Origin of the sequence: Propioniciclava sp., from assembly GCF_047602245.1 — a bacterium.
In the GTDB taxonomy this organism is placed as follows: domain Bacteria; phylum Actinomycetota; class Actinomycetes; order Propionibacteriales; family Propionibacteriaceae; genus Propioniciclava.
The window spans coordinates 3,223,159-3,244,310 of sequence record NZ_JASGHT010000001.1 but is presented as its reverse complement, the minus strand read 5'-3'; the positions used below and the strand labels follow the sequence as shown (position 1 = coordinate 3,244,310).

At 69.1% G+C, this 21,152-nt stretch carries 18 protein-coding genes and 1 riboswitch; of the genes, 7 read left to right on the top strand and 11 right to left on the bottom strand.

Annotation, left to right across the window (positions count from 1 at the left end; genetic code table 11):
- Positions 1–4: 4 nt before the first annotated feature.
- A complete protein-coding gene (locus QM708_RS15320; RefSeq protein WP_415110479.1) occupies positions 5–1,060 on the bottom strand; it encodes an AAA family ATPase in 1,056 nt (351 codons plus the stop codon).
- Between the two features lie 97 nt (positions 1,061–1,157).
- Here QM708_RS15320 and QM708_RS15315 point away from each other — a divergent pair, with 97 nt between their 5' ends.
- A complete protein-coding gene (locus tag QM708_RS15315; RefSeq protein ID WP_415110476.1) occupies positions 1,158–1,994 on the top strand; it encodes a hypothetical protein in 837 nt (278 codons plus the stop codon).
- Positions 1,991–2,824 (top strand): HAD hydrolase family protein, encoded by an 834-nt coding sequence (locus QM708_RS15310; protein WP_415110473.1) that lies wholly within the window; start codon positions 1,991–1,993, stop codon positions 2,822–2,824. The genes QM708_RS15315 and QM708_RS15310 overlap by 4 nt, the downstream gene beginning before the upstream one ends.
- Positions 2,825–3,384: 560 nt before the next feature.
- Here the strand turns inward: QM708_RS15310 and QM708_RS15305 are convergent.
- The 9 genes from QM708_RS15305 to rfbB all read right to left on the bottom strand — a co-directional run bounded on the left by QM708_RS15305 (position 3,385) and on the right by rfbB (position 13,345).
- Entirely contained in the window at positions 3,385–4,167 is a 783-nt protein-coding gene (locus QM708_RS15305) for a histidine phosphatase family protein (protein ID WP_415110470.1), read from the bottom strand.
- A 162-nt stretch (positions 4,168–4,329) separates the two neighbouring features.
- Positions 4,330–5,637, bottom strand: a complete 1,308-nt coding sequence (locus QM708_RS15300) for an adenylosuccinate lyase family protein (protein ID WP_415110467.1) — start codon at positions 5,635–5,637, stop codon at positions 4,330–4,332.
- Positions 5,638–5,825: 188 nt separating this feature from the next.
- Positions 5,826–6,299, bottom strand: a complete 474-nt coding sequence (locus QM708_RS15295; RefSeq protein WP_415110464.1) for a PTS sugar transporter subunit IIA — start codon at positions 6,297–6,299, stop codon at positions 5,826–5,828.
- 65 nt (positions 6,300–6,364) lie between these two features.
- Positions 6,365–7,714 carry an adenylosuccinate lyase family protein gene (locus QM708_RS15290; RefSeq protein WP_415110461.1) on the bottom strand — a complete coding sequence of 450 codons (1,350 nt, stop codon included), beginning with the start codon at positions 7,712–7,714 and terminating at the stop codon, positions 6,365–6,367.
- 7 nt (positions 7,715–7,721) lie between these two features.
- On the bottom strand, positions 7,722–9,281 hold the full coding sequence (locus QM708_RS15285) for a PTS transporter subunit EIIC (RefSeq protein WP_415110458.1): 1,560 nt from the start codon (positions 9,279–9,281) through the stop codon (positions 7,722–7,724).
- Between the two features lie 230 nt (positions 9,282–9,511).
- Entirely contained in the window at positions 9,512–10,567 is a 1,056-nt protein-coding gene (locus QM708_RS15280; protein ID WP_415110456.1) for a LacI family DNA-binding transcriptional regulator, read from the bottom strand.
- 24 nt (positions 10,568–10,591) lie between these two features.
- Positions 10,592–10,933, bottom strand: a complete 342-nt coding sequence (locus QM708_RS15275) for a metallopeptidase family protein (RefSeq protein WP_415110453.1) — start codon at positions 10,931–10,933, stop codon at positions 10,592–10,594.
- Between the two features lie 24 nt (positions 10,934–10,957).
- Entirely contained in the window at positions 10,958–12,343 is a 1,386-nt protein-coding gene (locus QM708_RS15270; protein WP_415110450.1) for a sugar nucleotide-binding protein, read from the bottom strand.
- Between the two features lie 3 nt (positions 12,344–12,346).
- Positions 12,347–13,345, bottom strand: a complete 999-nt coding sequence (gene rfbB / locus QM708_RS15265; RefSeq protein WP_415110447.1) for a dTDP-glucose 4,6-dehydratase — start codon at positions 13,343–13,345, stop codon at positions 12,347–12,349.
- 137 nt (positions 13,346–13,482) lie between these two features.
- On the opposite strand from rfbB, the gene rfbA reads away from it, so the two are divergent.
- The 5 genes from rfbA (at position 13,483) to QM708_RS15240 (ending at position 19,317) form a co-directional block, all read left to right on the top strand.
- On the top strand, positions 13,483–14,352 hold the full coding sequence (gene rfbA, locus QM708_RS15260; RefSeq protein ID WP_415110444.1) for a glucose-1-phosphate thymidylyltransferase RfbA: 870 nt from the start codon (positions 13,483–13,485) through the stop codon (positions 14,350–14,352).
- A gap of 44 nt (positions 14,353–14,396) precedes the next feature.
- Positions 14,397–14,536: riboswitch (cobalamin riboswitch) on the top strand.
- A 26-nt stretch (positions 14,537–14,562) separates the two neighbouring features.
- Positions 14,563–15,312, top strand: a complete 750-nt coding sequence (cobI, locus tag QM708_RS15255; protein ID WP_415110441.1) for a precorrin-2 C(20)-methyltransferase — start codon at positions 14,563–14,565, stop codon at positions 15,310–15,312.
- Positions 15,309–16,136 carry a precorrin-4 C(11)-methyltransferase gene (gene cobM / locus QM708_RS15250; protein ID WP_415110438.1) on the top strand — a complete coding sequence of 276 codons (828 nt, stop codon included), beginning with the start codon at positions 15,309–15,311 and terminating at the stop codon, positions 16,134–16,136. The genes cobI and cobM overlap by 4 nt, the downstream gene beginning before the upstream one ends.
- Positions 16,133–16,789, top strand: a complete 657-nt coding sequence (gene cbiE, locus QM708_RS15245; protein ID WP_415110435.1) for a precorrin-6y C5,15-methyltransferase (decarboxylating) subunit CbiE — start codon at positions 16,133–16,135, stop codon at positions 16,787–16,789. The genes cobM and cbiE overlap by 4 nt, the downstream gene beginning before the upstream one ends.
- Positions 16,786–19,317, top strand: coding sequence for a cobalamin biosynthesis protein (locus tag QM708_RS15240; protein WP_415110432.1), 2,532 nt, complete (start codon positions 16,786–16,788; stop codon positions 19,315–19,317). The genes cbiE and QM708_RS15240 overlap by 4 nt, the downstream gene beginning before the upstream one ends.
- An 86-nt stretch (positions 19,318–19,403) precedes the next feature.
- Here the strand turns inward: QM708_RS15240 and QM708_RS15235 are convergent, their stop codons facing one another.
- Positions 19,404–21,125, bottom strand: a complete 1,722-nt coding sequence (locus QM708_RS15235) for a hypothetical protein (RefSeq protein WP_415110429.1) — start codon at positions 21,123–21,125, stop codon at positions 19,404–19,406.
- Positions 21,126–21,152 lie beyond the last annotated feature (27 nt).

The window sequence follows — 21,152 nt, the reverse complement described above, 5'->3', positions numbered from 1 at the left end:
AACCTCAGCGGGCCTCGGTGCCGGGCGTGTAGCGATGCTCGGTGCGGGCCTGCGCGCGCTGCGCGTCGTTCCACACCGGGGTGGGTGCCGGCACCATCGCGATGATGCGCTCGATCACCTGCGCGGGCGAGATGTTGTCGGCGATGGCGTCGAAGCCGAGGACGAGGCGGTGCGACATCACGTCCTTGGCGACCGCCTGCACGTCGGTGGGCAGCACATAGTCGCGCCCGTGAATGAGTGCGAGGGCCCGCGCCGCGGCGACCAGGCCGAGGGTGGCGCGCGAGGACGCGCCGATCTGGATCACCGGCACTAGGTCGGGCATGCCGAACTCGCCGGGCGTCCGGGTGGCCAGCACGAGCCGCACGATGTATTCGGCGACCAGGTTGTGCACGAACACGTTGCTGGCCTGCTCCTGCAAGGCGAGGACGCGGGCCGGGTCGAGCAGGTTGCGGGCCGTCGGCGGGCGCACCGACATCCGGCGCAGGATCTCGAACTCCTCGTTGCCGCGCGGATAGGGCACGTCCACCTTGAGCAGGAAGCGGTCGCGCTGCGCCTCGGGCAGCGGGTAGACGCCCTCGGACTCGATCGGGTTCTGGGTGGCGATCACGATGAACGGCTGCGGCACCGGGTAGGTCTTGCCGCCGATGGAGACCTGCTTCTCGGCCATCAGTTCCAGCATCGCCGACTGCACCTTGGCGGGGGCGCGGTTGATCTCGTCGGCGAGCACGAAGTTGACGAACACCGGACCCAGCGAGATGTCGAATTTCTCCTGCTGCGCGGAGTAGATCCGGGTGCCGACGATGTCGGAGGGCACCAGGTCGGGGGTGAACTGGATGCGCGCGAAGTCACCGCCGACCACCTGGGCGAAGGTGCGCACGGCCAGCGTCTTCGCCGTGCCGGGCACGCCCTCGAGCAGCACGTGACCGCGAGCGAGCAGACCGACCATGAGCTGCTCGACCATGTGCTCCTGGCCGACGATCACCGACTGCACCTCGGCGATCGCCTCGCCGAGCGTCTGTGCGGCCTCCCGGGTCGCGCTGGTTTGGCTGGGGGTTGTCACGCGCCTGTTCTCCCTCCGAGTCGACGCCGAAACCTTACCCGGTCACGCTGAGCGTCCCCCCAGGGTCCCGCGCGGCGATGAGGCACAATGGGCGGCGATGACCGAACCCGCCAATCCCCTGTTCCCGCTGCTGGGCGTCGACCCGCCGCGGGTCGGCGGCTTTTGGCTGGACGCCCGCCTGGGCGCCTCGCCGTCCGGGGTCGCCTACACCGCGCACGCCGAGGGCGGGCCGACGGTGATGCTGCTGATGCTGAGCGAGGGCGCGAGCGCGGACGCCGCCGCCTGCGACCGGTTCGCCGGCACCGTGAACAAGTTGCACATCGACACCGTGCTGGCCCGCGGCGGACGCGGCCAGGATTCCGGACGCCTGGCCGGCAAGTTCGCCCCGCCCGGCGACCAACCGCCCGCCCCCGATGCGACGCCCGAGGCGCCCTGGGTGGCGCTCGCCTACGACGGCAGCCCGGCGGCCAACCAGGAGGCGGCCCGGATCCTGTCCGAGGTCGACCTGGCCTGGCTGCCCCAGCAGGGCACCCCGTCAGGCCCCGACTACCGGCTGCCGTGGATCGACAAGATCGCGCCCGGCACCGCCCGCCAATGGCCGCTGCCGTGGCCGGGGCGGCACGACCGGTCCGGGTGGCCCTCCATCCTCGCCTCCTGGTTGATCATGTTGCTGCTGATGGCGCTGGCGATTCTGATCGCCATCCTGATCTTCCAGGCGGCACCGCCCACCTCGCCGCCACCCCCGGTTCCGACCTCGGGCTCCGGATCGCCGCCGCCCGAATCCGCCTCGCCGGGTTCGGGGTCGCCGTCGCCGGAGTCCGGCTCGCCCTCCCCCGGTTCGGGCTCTCCGTCGCCGGCGTCCGCCTCGCCGGAGTCACCGGGCGCGTCCGCCTCGGCGTCCGCGGCCTCGCCGACCCCGAACAGCCGGCTATGAGTGTCCGGCTGATCGCCAGCGACCTCGACGGCACCCTGCTCGACCCTTCGGGCCGGATCGCCGAAGCGGACGCCGACGCGCTACGCGAGGCGTCCCAGGCCGGGGTGACCATCGTGATCGCGACCGGGCGCCCGCTGCGCTGGCTGACGCCACTGGAGGCGATCGCGGACGTCCGGCCGCTGGTGATCGTGAGCAACGGCGCCGCGGTGTGGGATCTGCGGCGCCGGCGCATCGAGCAGGCCGCGCCGCTGGAGCGGACGCTGGTGGCCTGCCTCGCCGACGAGTTGCGCTCCGCCGTGCCGGAGTTGGTCTTCGCTCTCGAAGAGGGCACCGGGTTCGCCTGCGAGGACGCCTGGCTGGGCCATCCGCCCGACACCTCGCGCACCCGCGCTCAGGAGGAGGCGGTCACCGACCGCGGGCCGCTGCCACGCCTGCTCGCCCAGGAGCGCACCGTGCTGAAGTTCCTCGCCTCACACCCGGACGCCGACGCGGACGCCCTCCTCGAGCGTGCCCGCGCCGTCATCGGCGGTCGCGCGGTCGTCACCCATTCGGTGGTGGGCGGACGCCGCGCGCTGCTGGAGATCTCGGCGGCCGGGGTCACCAAGGCCGTCACCCTCGCCCGGCTGTGCGCCGACCGCGGCATCGAGGCGTCCGAGGTCGCCGCCTTCGGCGACATGCCCAACGACACCGAGATGCTCGACTACGCCGGACGTCCCTTCGCGATGGCGAACGCCCACCCTTCCCTGCGCGCCCGGTTCCCGGTGATCGGCGGCAACCACGAGGCAGGCGTCGGCGCACAGGTCCGCGCGCTCTTGGCGCGCGGCCAGTAGTCCCGTCGCGCGCTCTTGGCGCGCGGCCAGTAGTCCCGTCGCGCGCTCTTGGCGCGCGGCCAGTAATTCCGTCGCGCGCTCTTGGCGCGCGGCCAGTAATTCCGTGGGGCGTTCCTGGCGCGCGGTCGGCCGCTCGGTCCCGCGCTCGTGGCGCGTCTCAACACCACAAAGGAGAAGAATCGGGCGTGAGTACCAGCCCGATCCTTCTCACTTCATCCTCACTCCATCACAGAGGCCCCAGAATCCGGGGATATGAGAACAACCGGGCTGGACTACCATCCCGATCCTTCTCACGTCTTCGCCGAGCGACAGCACCGATGCACGACCGGCGGCCGGACGTCCCTGCACCGGGCGCTTCGTGCCCGCCGACCGCGGTCTGGCCGACGCCAGTCGCCTCCTCACTCGGCGAGGCGCCCGGTTCACTCGCGCCTACGAAATGCACCGTTGCGCACGATATTTCGTAGGCAACGGTTCATATCGTGCGCAACAGCAAGGGTCGAGGTTGCTCGCCCGGGCGGCCTGGCCGGGCCAACTCCCCCAAACGCGTCCGACAAACCTTCCTACTTGTTCTGGCCCTTTTCCAGGTAGGAGGTGTCGCCGAAGGACTCCACGGTGAAGTTGCCGCCGCTGTAGCTGAGCAGCGTGACCGAGGAGTTCTTGGGACCACCCGCGGGGATCTTGTCCTTGGCGCCCAGTTCGGCGGCGATGGTCGTGATCGTCATGCCGTGGGAGACGATCAGCACGTTGGACTGGCACTTCTTCGCGGCATCGGCGGCGATGCTGTCGAGGCCCTCCTTGGCGCGGGTCGCGACGGCATCGTAGGTTTCGGCGGGCCAGTTGACGCCCGGCTCGACCTTCGCGGCGTCCAGCTTGGCCAGCTGATCGGCGATCGGCTTGATCACGTCGGCGTAGTTGGTGGTCATGTCGACCGGCGTACCGAGAGCGTCGAGGGCCTCCTTGACCATCTCGTCGTTCGGCTTGCCCTCGAACGTGCCGAAGTTGTATTCGCGCAGGCGCTTGTCCTGGACCAGCTTCGCGATCAGGCCGGACTGACCGGCCTCGGTCAGCACGAGCCCGGCGGTCTCGATCGCGCGGCCTGAGTCGCTGGAGTAGGCGGCGTCGAAAGGGACGTCCTTGATGCCGCGGCCGAGCGCCTCGGCGCCCTCGATGCCGACCGGGGTCAGCGGCGCATCGATCCATCCCTGGGAGAGGTCGACGGTGTTCAGCATCGTCTTGCCATGCCGGGCCAGGTACAGGCTGACCTTGTGGTCGGGTCCGCAGGTCACCGCGGAGGCACTGGGCGTGCTGGGCGTGCTGGCTCCGGTGCCGGGGCTGACGAGCATCCTGCCAGCACCAGCGCTGCGGACGCGGCGAGCACGGCGAAACCTCGTGTCTTCATGGTCTTCCTCCCCAGAGCACCGACTCCTGTGTCGGCGTCATCTCCGCGTCAGGATAGTGAATCGAAGGGCCTTACCGCCCTGACACCGACAAGCGGAAAGCGGCCGTCAGTCTGCGGAGACCAGGGCTCGGACGCGGCCGGCCGTCTGGGTCGCCAACTCAGCACTCAAACCGAGGTGACCCAGGGGGTCGAGCAGGTCGTCGATCTCGGTGGGCGTGAGGTTGTCGACGATCAGCGGAACCTCGCGGAGGGCGTCCGCGAAATCGACGCCGTCGAGGGCCGCGTGCTTGGCAGCATGGTGCACCACAGTGTGTGCCTCCTGGCGGCCGAGGACGGCGGCCAGGCGCATCATCACGGCCTCCGCGGTGATCATTCCGCCGGTCAGGCCGAGGTTGGCGGCCATCCGCTCCTGATTGATCCGCAGTCCGCTCAGCACTCCTTCCAACCGGGTCAGGATGCCGTCGAGCAGCACCGCGGAACGTTCCAGCGCGCGATCCATCACCGCCGAGCGCGATCCGTCCACCTCGTGGGCGTGAATGGTCGCCTCCAGCGCCACCGGCACCAGCCCGCGCGCCTCGATGGCGGCGGACACGATGTCCATCGAGCCCTTCGCGTTGCGCTTCTGCGGCATGGTCGAACTGCCCACATCACCCGGCGGCAGCGATTCGGCCACCTCGCCGAATTCGGACGACATCAGGCGGATCACCTCTTCGGCGATGCTCTGCGCGGTCGCAGCGATCAGGCCCAGGATGCCGATCCATTCGGCGAAATGGTCGGCGATCGCGCGGGACGGGATCGGCATCGAGCCCAGCCCCAACCGCGACGCGACACCGTCCTGGATCGCCGGGCCGTCCGCGCCGAAGGTGGCGAACGTGCCGGCGGCGCCACCGACGAGCGCCACGAGCAGGCGCGGCTCGGCCTGGCGCATCCGCTCCAGGTGCCGGGCCAGCACATCCGCCCACACCGCCGCCTTGTAGCCGAAGGTGATCGGCACGGCGTGCTGTCCGTGGGTACGGCCCGCCATCGGCGTCCGGGCGTGACGCTCCGCAAGATCGGCGAGCACGAGCAGCACCCGCTCCAGCTGCCCGACCAGGCGCCGGTGCGCCTCACCGAGGCCCACCGTGTTGCCGGTCTGCTGGATGTTCTGGGTGGTGGCGCCCCAATGCACCCACCCGCCGTGTTCGGGCCCGGCCGCGTCCGCGAGCGCCGACACCACCGGCACCATCACGTGCCCGGCCGCCCGCTCCCCGGCCATGATCTGGTCGTAATCCAGCGCGTCCAGCCGCGCGGCTGCGGTGATCGCGGACGCCGCGGCGTCCGGCACCATCCCGCACGCGGCCTCGGCCTGGGCCAGCGCCGCCTCCACGTCCAGCCAGCGCTGCCTGACGGCCCGCGGAGAAAACAACTCGTTCATGCGGCGGATCCCGTTCCTTCCCTCGTTGGTGGCACGACCGGCGTCGGCGACTTGATTCTAGTGAAATACAAAAGCGCCCGGGCACGTCCGGACCTGTCAGGCACCGGCGAATCAGCCGCGCGGACGGATCAGGCCGGCGCCTGTCATGGACGCCGGCCTGATCACAGGGCCTTGTTGAGTGGATCGGCCTACTTGAGCACGAGCACCGGCGCTCCGGCCGTCGCGCTTCCGGTGGTGAGCTTGAGGCGCTTGCCCTCCAGGTTGGTGATCAGGACGATGATGGTGGTCTCCTTGCCCTGCTCGACGACGTAGCCGAGATCCATGGTGGCCAGCACCTGGCCGGCGGTGACCTCGTCGCCCTTGGCGACCTGGACGTCGAAGCCCTCGCCCTTGAGCGCGACCGTGTCGATGCCCATGTGGATGAGCATGTCCAGGCCGTCGTTGCTGCGCAGGATGATCGCGTGCTTGGTCGGGAACACGCTCACGATCTTGCCGGTGACCGGCGAAACCACCGTGCCCGCGCTCGGGCGCACGGCGAACCCGTCACCCATGCTCTTGCTGGAGAAGACCGGATCGGACACGTCGTCGACGGCGATGACCTCACCGTCGGCCACCGTGAGCAGGCTCGGGGCTTCCTTCTTTCCGAACAACTTGAACGCCATCGGATGTCACTTCCTAACTGTTTTCTACGTGATGTGTGGTGGTGATGGAGAACGGACGCCGCCGCTCAGCCCGCGTAGGCCTCGCGAACCGAGTGGGCGGTCTCGCGCGCGATCCGCGCCGACAGCCCGGTGTAGTTCTCGGGTTTGAGCAACTCGGCGACCTCGGCGGTGTCGAAGGCGGAATTGACCACCTCGTCGGCCAGCAGCACCTCGGAGTACCGGCGGTTGTTGAGGGTCGCGTCGATCGCCAGCTCGTAGACGAGCTCGTGCGCCTGGTCCTTGCCCAGCCGCTCGGCGAGCTTCATCATGATGTACTCGCTGTTGTCGATGCCGTGGTTGAGGTTGGCGTTGACCGCCAGCCGCTCGGCGTTGACCTGGAGCGTCGCGGAGAGCTCGACCATCCGGATGATCACCTCGCGCATCAACCCGACCGCCTCGTCCAGAATGCCGTCGAACAGCATGTTGGAGGTGCTGTCGGCCTCGAAGGGCCGCGCGCTGGAGAAATACCCGACCGTAGTCAGCGAGTACAGCTTCTGCGCGTTGGCGATGATGCCCTTCGCCAGCTTGGGGTTGATCTTGTGCGGCATCGTGGAACTGCCCACGGTCCCCTTCTTGAATCCCTCCGACACCTCCCCGAACTCCTCGATGGAGGTCTGGAAGACCTCTTCGGCCACCTTGTGGAAGTTGTTCGCCAGCAGGGCCAGCGCGTTGATGTACTCCACCTTGGGCGAGTTGATCGCCCGCGAGGGAATGTCCATCACGTGCATGCCGAGGATCTCCCCGACGCGGCGTTGCACGTCGAGACCGACCGCTCCGGTCGAGTTGAACGCCCCGACCGCGCCGCCCATCATGATGGTGAAGACGCGCGGCTCCAGCTGCTGCAGCCGCTCGACGCTCATCCGGATCTCAGAGATCCAGGTGGCGACCTTGTACCCGTAGGTGATCGGGATAGCGTGCTTGCCGTGCGTGCGCCCGGCCATCACACTGTCGGCGTGGGTCTCGGCCAGGTCGGCGAGGTTGAGCAGGATCTGCCCGGTCAGGTCGAGGAAGGTCCGGTTCACCTGCTTGAGGATGATGCTCTGCGAGCTCTGCTGGATGTTCTGCGTGGTGCTGCCGAAGTGGATGTATTTGCCGGCCTCGGGGTCGCACGCCTTGACGAACACCTTCACGAAGGGCACGAACCCGTGCCCCACCTTGCGGTAGATCTCGTCCATCAGGTCCAGATCCAGGTTCTCGTACTTGGCGTTGGCCTTGATATTCTCGGCCGCCTCGGGCGGGATCACCCCGCACTCGGCCTGCGCCACCGCGAGCGCGGCCTCGACGTCCAGCCAGGTCTGCAGCTTGACCTCGCGCGACAGCAGCCGGCCGATGCCGTGGTCGTCGAGGGTCTTGCTGCTCGAATCGGTGAGTGCCATCAGGCACCTACTTCTTCATCGCGGCGTCCACCGCATTGCGGACGAACTCGACGTAGGGACCGAACACGATGTGGATGTGCCCCGCTTGTGGGAAGAACAATCCGCTGGTGCCGGTGTCCTTGAGCGCATCCCGGTCGACGGCGTCGTTGGAGACGATGTCGACGCGCAGCCGCGAGACGCAGTTGTCGACGTTCTTGATGTTCTCCTTGCCGCCCAGGCCGGCGATGACCAGTTCGGCGATCTCGTCGTAGCGCTTCTCCATCAGCAGGGTACGGTCGCCCATCGCCTTCTCCCGGCCCAGGGTCTCCAGCTTCCACTTGGTGATCACGAAGCGGAACACGAAGTAGAAGACCACCGAGTTGACCAGGCCCAGCAGCACCAGGTTCAGCCAGTTGGTGTCGTCGTAGAGGAACCCGAAGATGCCGAAGTCGAAGATGGTGCCACGGATGTAGCCGATGGTGATGTCGAGGAACTGCAGCGGCAGCGCCATGATGCCGCAGAGCACCGCGTACAGGATGAACAGGCCCGGGGCGATGAACAGGAACGAGAACTCGATCGGCTCGGTGATGTTGCCCAGGAAGGCGGTCAGCACGACGGTGAGGATGGCGGCCTTCGCGATCTGCTTGTTCTCCTTGAAGGCGGTGTGGTACATCGCCAGACCGATGGCCGGAATGCGGAACAACGTGGTCAGCATCTGGCCCGAGGCGAGGTAGCCGAACAGCTTGGGACCGTGCTCGTCCCAGGCCTGCGTGCCCGGCCCCTGGTTGAACAGCACCTCGTTGGCGGCCGGCAGGATGCCCACGAACGGCTGGTCGTTGATGATGTAGATGCCGCCGGCCTCGGTGAAGCGGACGATGGAGGCCAGCACATGGTGCAGGCCGAACGGAATACAGAGCCGGTGTGCCGTCCAGTACAACCCGACCCCGAAGATGTCGTTCATGAAGATCGGTGAGATGAAGATCAGGAACTGGGTGAACCAGCCCCACACCACCGGGATCACGAAGCCGATCGGGATCATCAGCAGGAAGGTGGCGATGGCGACGAACTTCTTGCCACCGAAGAACGCGAAGGCCAGCGGCAGCTGGATCGCGCCCCACTTGTCGCAACAGTAGGCGGCGAGCAGGCCGGCGATGATGCCGCCGGCGGCTTCGAGCTTCACGGTCTGGACGCCGAGCACCAGGCCCTGGCCGGCCGCGCGCATCAGTTCGGGATCCTTGATCAGCGTGCCGGTGACGTTCAGGTAGACGTTCATCACCATCTGCATGGTCAGGTAGCCGATGGTGGACGCGAACACGGCAATGCCCTTGTCACGCTTGCACATGCCGTAGGCCACACCCATGGCGAAGAGCAGCGGGATGTTGTCGAAGACCACCTGGGCGATCTTCTGCAGGCTCATCAGGACTTCCTGGAGCACCGGGTTGCCGAGCCAGGCGGCCTTGTCGATGAGGTAGCTCTGGGTCAGCGCGTTGGCCAGACCCATGATCATGCCGACGGGAGCCAGCACCGCAATGGGCAGCAGCAGTGACCGGCCGAAGGTCTGAATACCCTTCTTGAACCGTTCCTTCACTCTTACTCCTTCTCGTGGTCGAGTGACGATGGGGTGCGGGGCGAGTTGGGGTGCCCCGCCCGCGTGGGATCTGGTCGCCGGAGGATGCGATCGATCGGATTGCAGAATCGATCCCGCACTCAGGCGTAGATGTGCCGGAACTCCCTAGTCATCATTGCGGAATCGATCCCTCAAGCGATCTGAGGCTGTCATCTCCAGCGCACAGGTGTCAAGCGCCCAAGCGAGATGGGTCAGGGTGCGGCGGGGCACCCGCAGGACTGGCGGATGCGCAGTTCCGGACGCCGCAGCCAGCTCAGACCATCGCCCTGGGCGATGAACCCCTCAGCGTCCCGCGTGCGCCCACCCGGCCCGCCCTCATCCAGGATGTCCAGCAGCAAGGCGGCAGACTGGCGCCCCAGCAGTTCTGGACGGGTCGCGACGGTGGTGAGCGGAGGCTCCCACAACGCCGCCATGCTCACGTCGTCGTAGCCGACGATCCGGACGCCGTCCGCGCGCCCACGGGCCCGCAGCGCCCGGTAGACACCGAAGGCGACCGTGTCGCTGTGGCAGACGATGGCCTCCGGCAGGTCGCCTCGTTCCAGCAGCCGCTCGCCCGCCCACAGACCGCCGTCGCCGGTGGTGGCGGCGGGAATGCTGATCATCGCGTCCGGGTCGAGGCCGTGGCCGGCCAGCGCATCACGGACGCCGCGGGCGCGGTGGGCGCGGGCGCGCATCTCGGCCGGACCTCCGACATAGGCGAAGGAACGGCAGCCGTGCCCGGCCAGGTGCTGGCCGGCGAGGCGTCCGCCCTCGACATCGTCGGGCCCGACGAACCAGGTCGGCGCGCCCTCGATGCGCCGGGTCATCATCACGTGCGGGATCGCGGCGCCGTTCAGCTGTTCCACCAGGCGTGCCGGCGTGCCGGTGGCTGGCCCCATCGCCAGCCCGGCGATCCGCTGCTCGCGCAACTCGGACACCAGGGCATCCTGGCGCACCGGATCGTTGCCGCTCGCCACGATCACCGACAGATAGCCCGCTTCGGCGAAGGCGGCCTCCAGCCCGACCAGCAGTTCGCCCCAGAACGGGCTGGCGATGTGGGTGACCACGATGCCGATGGTGCGGGTCTGCTGGGTGCGCAGCGAGGCCGCGCCGCGATGGTAGACGTAGCCGAGTTCGCGCATCGCCCGGTGCACCCTCTCGCGGGTCTCCGAGGACACCCGCCCGCCGCCGGACAGCGCACTCGAGGCCGTCGTGCGCGACACGCCCGCGTGAGCGGCCACGTCCTTGAGGGTGATCTGTCGCGCCATGGGCCCGAACTTAGCAGGACGCCGTCACGCCCAGCCGAGTTCGTGCAGGCGGTCGTCGTCGATGCCGAAGAAGTGCGCGATCTCGTGCACCACGGTGATCAGCACCTCCTCCACGACGTCGTCGGCGGTGTCGCAGATCGCCAGCGTCGGGTTGCGGAAGATGGTGATCGTGTCGGGCAGCACGCCCGCGTAGGAGCCGTCCCGTTCGGTGAGCGGGATGCCCTCGTACAACCCGAGCAGGTCGGGGTCGTCGGCTGGTGCGTCGTCGGCGACGACGATGGCGCAGTTGTCCAGCAGGTCGAGCAGCTCGCCCGGAACCTCATCGAGGGCGTCCGTGACGAGCTGCTCGAACGCTGCGGCGTCCATTTCGATCGCCACGGACGCCCCGGATCAGCCGGCCAGGTAGGCGCGCAGCGCCTCGGAGGCCTCCCGCGGGGTGAAACCTGTCGCGGTCAGCTTGTCCAGCGTCAGCGCGCTGTTGGTCGGGCGCGGCGAGATCTGCTTGCCCGCGGCGTAGTCGGCGGTCGACTGCGGGCTCACATCGGAGGGATCCGCACCGACGCTCTGGTAGACGTCGCGCGCGATCTCGAACCAGGACTGGATCGGCCCGGTGTTCGTCAGGTTGTAGGTGCCCGACGGCGGACGCGTCGACAGCAGGTGCACGATGCCGGCGGCAAGATCCTGGGTGAAGGTGAGCCGGCCGAACTGGTCGTCCACCACGGAGGGCTTGACGCCCTTGGCCGCCAGGTTCGCCATGGTGCGGACAAAGTTGTTGCCCTCGCCGATCACCCAGCTGGTGCGGACCAGGTAGTGGTCGGCCAGCGTCGACACCAGCGCGTCGCCGGCCGCCTTGGTGACGCCGTAGACGCCGAGCGGGCTGAACGCCTCGGTCTCGCTGTGCTCGCGGGCGGTGCCGTCGAACACGTAGTCGCTGGACACATGCACCAGGGTCATCCGGTGCGCACGGCAGGCCTCCACCAGGTGCGCGACGGCGTGCACGTTGACCGCCCAAGCGCCGCGGCGTCCCTCGTCGGTCTCGGCGGCGTCCACCGCGGTCCAGGCCGCAGCGTTGATCACGGTGCCGACACCCTGCCAGTCGTAGGCGCGCACGGCGTCCGCGCTGGTGATGTCGAGCTCGCCCACATCGACCGCCTCGGCCTCGGGGAAGACCCGCTGCAGCGCGCGGCCCAGCTGGCCGGCGGCACCGATGATCACGGTGCGGCGCGGCGCCATCGGCGTCACGTCGGCCAGCCGCGGGTGCGCCTGATCGGCCGCCGAGACGATCGCCTGATCCAGCGGGATCGGCCAGTCGATCGCCACCGTCTCATCGGCCAGGTTGAGGTAGGTGTAGGACGCCCTCGCCTGCGGCGACCAGTGGTCGTTGACCAGGTAAGAGTAGGTGGTCCGCGGCTCCAGCGCCTGGTAGCCGTTGGCGACCCCGCGCGGCACGAAGACGGCCTTGTCGGGGCCCATCTCCAGGGTGAAGCTGGTGCCGAAGGTGTCGCCGGGGCGCAAGTCGACCCAGGCGCCGAGGATGCGGCCGGTGGCGAGTGCGATCAGCTTGTCCCACGGCTCGGCGTGCAGGCCGCGGGTGACCCCGGCCTCCTCGTTGTAGGACATGTTGTTCTGCACCGGGCCGAAGTCGGGTAGGCCCAGCTCCAGCATCTTGGCGCGCTGCCAGTTCTCCTTGAACCAGCCGCGGGAATCCCCGTGCAGCGGCAGGTCGAAGACCAGCAGGCCCGGGATCGGGGTGGTGGTCACGTTCAGTTCAGCCACGGATCACTGCCCCGTCTTCGCGTACTTGGCCTCGGTCGCGGCCTTCATCGGGCGCCACCAGTCCTCGTTGGCGCGGTACCAGTCGATCGTCGCGGCCAGGCCGTCGCGGAAAGAGGTGTACTGCGGCGTCCAGCCGAGTTCCTCGCGCAGCTTGCTGGCGTCGATCGCGTAGCGCAGGTCGTGACCCGGGCGGTCGTTGACGTGCTCGTAGTCGTCGGCCTGGTGCCCCATCAGGGTGAGGATCAGCTCGACGACGGACTTGTTGTTCTGCTCGCCGTCGGCGCCGATCAGATAGGTCTCGCCGATCGCGCCCTTGGTGATGATCGTCTCGACGGCCGCATTGTGGTCGTCGACGTGGATCCAATCGCGCACGTTCAGGCCGGCGCCGTACAGCTTGGGCCGGATTCCGTCGATCAGGTTGGTGATCTGGCGCGGGATGAACTTCTCCACGTGCTGGTAGGGCCCGTAGTTATTGGAGCAGTTGCTCAGCGTCGCCTGGACGCCGAAGCTGCGCACCCAGGCGCGCACCAGCAGGTCGGAGCCCGCCTTGGTCGAGGAATATGGCGAGGACGGGTTGTAGGGCGTGGACTCGCTGAACCGCTCCGGATCGTCGAGCTCGAGATCGCCGTACACCTCGTCGGTCGAGATGTGGTGATAGCGCTTGCCGTGGCGGCGGACCGCCTCCAGCAGCGTGTAGGTGCCGATCAGGTTGGTCGACACGAACGGCCACGGGTCGTTCAGCGAGTTGTCGTTGTGCGACTCCGCCGCGAAGTGGACCACCACGTCGGCGTCCGCCACCAGCTTGTCGACCAGCTCGGCGTCGCAGACGTCGCCCACCACGAGCGAGACCCGATTCTCGGGCAACCCGGCCAGCGAGGCCTTGTGCCCTGCATAGGTCAGTTTGTCCAGCACCACCACACGGTGATCGGTGTTGGACACGACCCAACGAACGAAATTACTACCAATGAAGCCGGCTCCCCCGGTCACTACATACACAGCCACGGCGGTTAGCCTAACGTGCTTCGGCGTCAGCGCCCGACATGCTCCACGCGCGTGGGCGCCTGGGGAGCGATGTGCGCTTTGCACGCGCTCGCGGACGGATGCGCGCTTTGCGGCCCGATTGCGCAACAATGTCCCCCATGCGTGGAATCATCCTTGCCGGCGGCTCCGGTACCCGACTGCATCCGATCACCCAGGCGACCTCGAAGCAGCTCGTCTCGGTATACGACAAGCCGATGATCTATTACCCGCTATCGACGCTGATGTTCGCGGGAATCCGCGACATTCTCGTGATCACCACCCCGCACGACGCCGAGGGTTTCGAACGCCTCCTGGGTGACGGGTCGCAGTTCGGCATCTCGCTGTCGTACGCGACCCAGCCCGAGCCGAAGGGGCTCGCGCAGGCCTTCACGATCGGCGCCGACTTCGCCCGCGGCCACAAGTGCGCGCTGGTGCTGGGCGACAACATCTTCTACGGCTCGGGCCTGGGCCGGCAGCTGCGCAAGTTCTCCGAGCTCGACGGTGCGGCGGTGTTCGCCTACTGGGTCGCCGAGCCGTCGGCCTACGGCGTGGTCGAGTTCGACGAAAACAATGTGGCGATCTCCATCGAGGAAAAGCCACTCAAGCCGCGGTCGAACTATGCGGTGCCTGGCTTGTACTTCTACGACGAGCAGGTGGTGGATATCGCCGCGAACCTGGCCCCATCTCCGCGCGGCGAATACGAGATCACCGACGTGAACCGCACCTATCTGGAGCAGGGCAAGCTCCAGGTCGAGGTGCTTCCCCGCGGCACTGCGTGGCTCGACACCGGAACGTTCGATTCACTTAACGACGCCAGCAACTTCGTGCGCACCATCCAGGCCCGTCAAGGACTCCAAGTCGGCTGCCCCGAAGAGGTCGCCTGGCGCCAGGGATTCCTCAGCGACGACGAGCTGCGCCAGCGTGGCGATGCCCTGCTGAAGTCCGGTTACGGCGCCTACCTGCACCAGCTGCTCGACCAGCCGCACTGATCCGGACGCGCCTTCGATCTGCGCCGAACCGGTCTCCCGCACCGCCCGTGTGTGGGAGACTGGACGGGCGATCGGAGTCGAGGAATACCGGTGAGCCCTGACTGGGCGATTCCGGGGCGGTCCCGCCACTGTGACCACGCAGCAGCGTGGGAGCCAGACACTCGTCCGGTACGCAGGTACACCTATCGGTCGAGTGAACTGAGGAACCACGTGAGTTCGTCGCGCCTGGTCGGCGTCGGGGTTGGCCCCGGCGATCCCGACCTCGTCACCATCAAAGCCGCCCGCGTCCTGGCCGAGGCCGATGTCGTGCTGGTGCCCGCCACCGAGTCGCGCGCGGCCCGCGACGGCCGCGAAGCCCGGCCTGGGCGCGCCGAGGAGATCGTCACCGCGGTCGCACCGTCGGCGCGGATCGTGCGCATCCCGTTCTCGATGGCGGACGCCTCGGGCGTCACCGCGCGCCGCCGCGAAGCCTGGGACGCCTCAGCGCAGGCCGCCTCGGACGCCTTCAACGCCGGCGCCCGCGTGGTCGCCTTCGCCACCATCGGCGATCCCAGCGTGTACTCGACCTTCAGCTACCTGGCCGCGGCAGTGCTCGGCGTCCATCCCGACGTAGAGGTCGAGGTGATCCCGGGCGTGACCGCGATGCAGGCCCTCGCGGCGGCGTCCCGTAGCCCGCTGGTCGAGGGCGACGAGGTGCTGGCGCTGGTGCCGTTGAAGAAGGGCACCGACCGTCTCGCCGAGGTGGCGCAGGTGGTGGACACGGTCGCGGTCTACAAGCCCGGACGGCACTGTGCCGCCCTGAAGGAGTATGCGACGGCGACCGACTCGGACGCTGTGGTCGGCGTCAACGTCGGCACGGCCGAGGAGCAGATCCTGCCGCTGTCAGAGGTGGAGGCGCTGCCCTACTTCGCGGCCGTGCTGTTCCCGGCCGACCGTGGCCGGATCGGGGGGCGGCTGTGAGCGGCGACTACCCCGGCGGGCTGGTCGTCTTCGTCGGCGCGGGCCCCGGCGCGCCCGATTTGATCACGCTGCGCGGCGCCCGCGCGATCGCGCAGGCCGACATCATCATCTGGGCGTCCTCGCTGGTCTCCCCCGACATCGTCGCCGGGCACAAGCCCGGCGCGCTGCTGGTCGACTCGGCCTCCGCGTCGCTGGAAGACATCACCCCGCTGTACGAGCGCGCCCGCGATGAGGATCTGCTGGTGGCCCGGGTGCACACCGGCGATCCGGCAATCTACGGTGCGACCGCCGAGCAGCGCGACGTGTGCCGCCGGATCGGGATTCCGTTCCAGTCGATCCCCGGCGTGTCGGCGTTCTCGGCGGCGGCGTCCGCGGCCGAGGTCGAGATCACCCTGCCCGAGGTGGCCCAGTCGCTGGTGCTCACCCGTCTCGAGGGCGGCCGGACGCCGATGCCGCCGCGGGAGCGCGTCCGCGAGTTCGCGCGTCACGGGACCACGATGGCGCTCTACCTGTCGGCGGCCCGCAACCGGGCGCTGCAGGAGGAGCTGCTGGCCGGCGGCTACCCGCCCGAGACGCCGGTGATCATCGGGCACAAGGTGAGCTGGGCCGACGAGGTGCTGCTGCGCTGCCGCCTGGACGAGCTGTCGTCCACCATGAAGGACCACAAGTTCTGGAAGCACACCGTGATCCTGGTCGGCCCCGCACTCGCCGAGGCCCCGGTGGTCAAGCGCAGCCACCTGTACCACCCCGGGTTCCGGCACGAGTACCGCGCCGCCGAGCCGGACGCCGCCCGCGCACTCCGCGAGAAGGGAGCCCGCGCATGATCACCGTCTTCGGCTATCTCGGCTCGCCGCGCCCGGCATTGGTGGACGCCGCCGCCTCCGCCACGCTCGTCGTCGGCGGACGCCGCCACCTCGACGCGCTCGCCGTGCCCGAGGAGCGCCGCGTGGTGCTGGGCCGGATCGACCCGGCGATCGAGGCGATCCGCGCCCTTCCGGAAGGTGCCGATGTGGTCGTCGTCGCCTCGGGTGACCCGCTGTTCTACGGTGTCGTCCGCCGCCTGCGCGCCGCCGGGCTGGCGCTGCGGGTGGTGCCCGAGGTGGGTTCACTGCAGGCCGCCTTCGCCGCCGTCGCCCTGCCCTGGGACGACGCCCTGCTGGTGTCGGCGCACGGCAACGACCCGGCACCGTCGCTGGCCGCCTGCCGGGCCCACCCCAAGGTGGGCCTGCTCACCGACCCGCGCACCGGGCTGCCGCAGATCGTCGAGGCCACCGCGGGCCTGGGCCGCAGCTACGTGCTGGCCGAACGCCTCGGCGAATCCGACGAGCGCGTCCGCGTGCTCACCGAGGACGAGGCGCGCGCGATCGTTCCCGCCCAACCGCACGTGGTGCTCGTGCTCGCCCACCACCCCGACGACCCGGCCGCGCTCGGCGAGCAGCACCCGCTCGCCGGCGGCCCCCGAGAGGATCTCGCGTGATCATCGGACAACTCACCAATTCGGACGCCGCCCGCACCCACGCCGATGTGATCGACGGGATCGTAGGCCCGACCCGGCGCTTCGACGGCCCGGCCGGCGAGCATCTCGCCGAAGCCTGGGCGGCCTGCGACCTGATCGTCAGCCATCTCGCGCTCGGCGCCACCACCCGGCTGATCGCGCCGCTGCTGGCCGACAAGAAGACCGACCCGGGCGTGGTCGTCGTCGACGAGGCGGGCCGGTTCTGCGTGCCGCTGGTCGGCGGGCATGTCGGCGGCGCCAACGAGCTGGCCCGGCGGATCGCCGAGGGTCTGGAGGCCACCGCGGTGCTGACCACCGCGACCGACGCCCTCGGCGTCCCCGGTCTGGACACCCTCGGCTGGGCCACCTCGGGCGCGCTGGCCAAGGTGACCCGCGCGCTGCTCGACGGCGCGCACGTCGAACTCGTCCGCGAGCATCCCTGGTGGCTGCCGGCACTGCCGCTCAATGTGCGCGAGCCCGGCGTGGACCGGCTGGAACGCCGCGGCACCCACGTCAGCGTGCTGCCGCCGCTCGGGGCCCCCGCCGCCCGGATCCTGGTCTCCGACCGTACCGAGGTGCCCACCGACATCCCGACCGTCGTGCTGCACCCGAAGTCGCTGGTGCTCGGCGTCGGCAGCAACCGCAACGCGCCCACCGAGGCGGTGGCGGCGCTGGCCGAGCAGACCCTGGCCGAGGCCGGGCTGGCGCCGGCGTCCGTCGCGGCGATCGTGAGCGTGGACGCCAAGGCCGACGAGGCTGCCATCATCGCGCTCGCCGAACGGTTCGGCGTCCCGTTCACCACCTATCCGGCCGAGGTACTCGCCACCCAGGACGTGCCCAACCCGTCGGCCTACCCCGCCAAGGCGGTCGGGACGCCGAGCGTCGCCGAGGCGTCCGTGCTCGCCCACGGCGCGCAGCTGGTGGTCGAAAAGCGCAAGAACCCCGACGCCACCTGCGCGATCGGACGGCTCACGCCGCGGGGCAAGCTGTCGGTGGTCGGGCTCGGGCCCGGCGCCGACGACCTGCTCACCCCGCGTGCCCGCAAGGTGCTGCGCGAGGCGTCCATGGTGGTCGGCTACCGGCCCTACGTGGCGCAGATCCGTAGCGTGCTGCGGCCCGGCACCGAGATCTCGGCGACGGGCATGGGCACCGAGGAGGCGCGCACCGGCCTGGCCATCGAGGAGGCCCGCAAGGGCCGGCACGTGGCGCTGGTGGCTGGCGGCGATCCGGCGATCTACGCGATGGCCTCCCCCGCCCTCGAGCAGGGCACCGAAGGCCTCGACGTCGAGGTGGTGCCCGGCGTGACCGCCGAGCTCGCCGCCTCGGCGATCCTGGGCGCGGCGCTCGGGCACGACCACGTCACTCTCTCACTGTCCGATCTGCACACACCGTGGCCGGTGATCGAGAAGCGGCTGCACGCCGCCGCCCAGGGCGACTTCGTGGTGGCGCTATACAACCCGCGCAGTCGCAAACGCACCATGCACCTGCCGCGCGCGCTGGAGATCCTCGGCGAGCACCGGCCCGCCGGGCACGCCGGTCGCGGTCGTCCGGGACGCCTCTCGCCCCGAGGAGACCTCGCGCGTCGCGCCCCTGGCCGAGTTCGACCCCGACTGGGTCGACATGCATTCGATCGTCCTCGTCGGCAGCTCCACGACCTTCATGGCGCCGACCGGCGAAGGCCAGACCTTCATGGTCACCCCACGGGACTACCAGTGGATGGAGTCCCGCCTCACCCAGACAGGAGATCCGTCATGACCCGTCCGCCCGCCCTGCTCATCGCCGCGCACGGCACCCGCCTTCCCGAGGGCCAGCAGGCCGCGCGTGCCCTCACCGCCCAGGTGGCCTCGATGCTGCCCGGCGTCGAGGTCCGCGACGGGTTCGTCGAACTCACCGAGCCACTGCTGCTACCGGCCCTGTCCGGTCTGGCCGACGCGGAACGCCCGATCGTGATGGTGCCGCTGATGCTGGGCGCCGGCGGGCATGTGCGCGATGACATTCCCGAGGCGATCGAGGCGATCGGGGACGGCGCACGTGTCGTGCGTGGCGAGCATCTGGGCCCCGATCCGCGGCTGCGCGCGGTCGTCCGCGAACGGATCGCCGGTGTGCTCGGTGATTGGACGCCGGGCGAGGTCGCGGTGGTGTTCCTGGGCCGTGGCTGCTCGGTGGCGGACGCCAACGCCGACCACACCCGCCTGGGCCGGATGCTGTGGGAGGAGGGCGGCTATGCCTTCGTCACCGACGCGTTCATCCAGGTGACTCATCCCACCTTGTCCGAAGGGCTGTCGCTGGCTTACTCGACCGGCGCGCGCAAGATCGTCGTGTCGCCGCACTACCTGTTCCCGGGACTGCTCGAGAACTGGGCACGCGATGAGGCGTCGGCGTGGTGCGCGGCGCATCCGGACGCCGAGGTGCGGCTGGCGCCGGTGATCGGCCCGTGCGAGGCGCTGGCGTCGGTGGTGATCGATCGCTACCACGAGGCCGTCGCCGCCGACCGGGCCGCGCTCGTCTGAGCCTCCGGGGGCTCCCACGGTGACGCGCCCGGCACCGCGGCTGATGCCACGGCGCCGGGCGCGTCGTCTCGTCGCAGGGCCCTGGACTACTCGACCTTGAGCCCCAGGCGATAGCGCGCGCCGTTGCCGATCACATCGACGGTCTGCCTGCGCCCGTGGTAGTAGCTGGTCCACTTCTTCGTGTAGCTATTGCCCATGGACCTGCCCAGCTGCGCATCCACGCCGATCTGGATCACGCTGTACGAGCCGATGCAGTCGTCAGGATCACCGAAGCCCGAAAGCCAGTTCGTCATCTTGTTCCAGACCGAGCCGTTGAAGCCGGCCTGGATATCACTGAACGCCTTGCCGATCGACGTGTAGATCTCGGCGGTGAGCTTGTCGGTCGGCGCCGCACGGTTGGGGACCACCTTCTTCTTCTCCACCACCTCCACCAGACGCTTGGAGAGGTCGGCCGCCGACTGGTCGATCCGCGAGCGGATGTTTCCCCAAGACGAGTTGTCGCTCTCCATCACCATGACGAAGGCACCGAACACCTCGGGGTTCATGCCGGCCGCCACGTGGGCGGCGCTCAGGGACTCGATGCCCTCGAAGGTCAGCGCCCCGATCCTCTCGGGGATCGCCGCACTCTTGCCGGACTTGAGACGCCCCAGATCCTGCAGGACTCCGGGCCAGAACACCCTCGTGCTGCCCGGCGTTCCCCACCGCGACCGGAACCCCAGCATGATGACGTACGGTTCGTCGCCATTGCTGAAGAAACCGCGTTCCTGGGCGTCGTCGACGGTCAGGGTGGTGGCAAGCACCCTCGCGGTCTTCTTCCGCGGAGCAGGCACCTTCGGCGGGGCGGGCGGGGCCGGCGGTGCCGGGGGCGGTGGAGTCACGGTGGGGATCTGCACGCCCGGTCCGCTGGTGATGTCGGTCCAGGTGCCGTGGCCACGGCTGCTCCACCCGTGGTCGGGCATCCACCATGCGTTGTAGATCCGCCCATCGGCGTCAGGGTAGAACACGTCAATGTGCTCGTAGCCACGCGTCGTGGCCGTGATCGGCGCATTGGGAGCGAAGACGCCCCCGACGGGAATCCACTTTCCTGCCTCGTTGGTGCTGTACCACCCCACATCCTTCGCCCACCAGTTCTGGTAAACGCATCCGGCGGGGTCGGCGGCCAGCAGGTCAAGCTTGTCGGGGGTGCGGGCGACGACCGTGAGCTTCGTCTTCGGCGCGAACGCACCGCCGATCTCCAGCCACTTGTCGCTGTTCCTTCTGCTGTACCAGTCCTCGGTCACCGTCCACTGATTCGTGTAGACCTTGCCGTCCTCAGCGGTAGCGAACAGATCGACGCTGCCGGGGTCCCTGCTGATCGCGGTGATGGGGGTTCCCGGGGCGAATTTGCCGCCGAGGCTAAGCCAGCCGCCCTGAATTCCCGTCCAGTCCTGACCCTCGGACCACCATGAGGTGTAGACGCGCCCATCAGGCCCGGTGACGTACAGGTCGAGGTTCTCGGGGGCACGCGAGACCACCGTCACCGGAGCACTCGCCAGCATGTGCGGGCTGATCGGGCGCCAAGCGTTCCCGACTTCATGGCTGGACCAAGACTTGCCTCCACCCCAGGTGGCGGTGTAGACGCGACCGTCGGTACCGCTGGCGAAGAGGTCGAGATGATCGGGCTTGCGGCCGATCGCCGCCATGGGAGCCCCGGCAGCGAAGCTCCTGCCCACGGTCTGGTATCTGTCGCCGGTGGACTGCCAGCCTCCCGACTGGGTCCACCAGCAGTTGAGGACGAAACCGGCCTTGTCGATGGCGAACACATCCATCGAGTCCGGCGTGCGCGTCACCGCGCA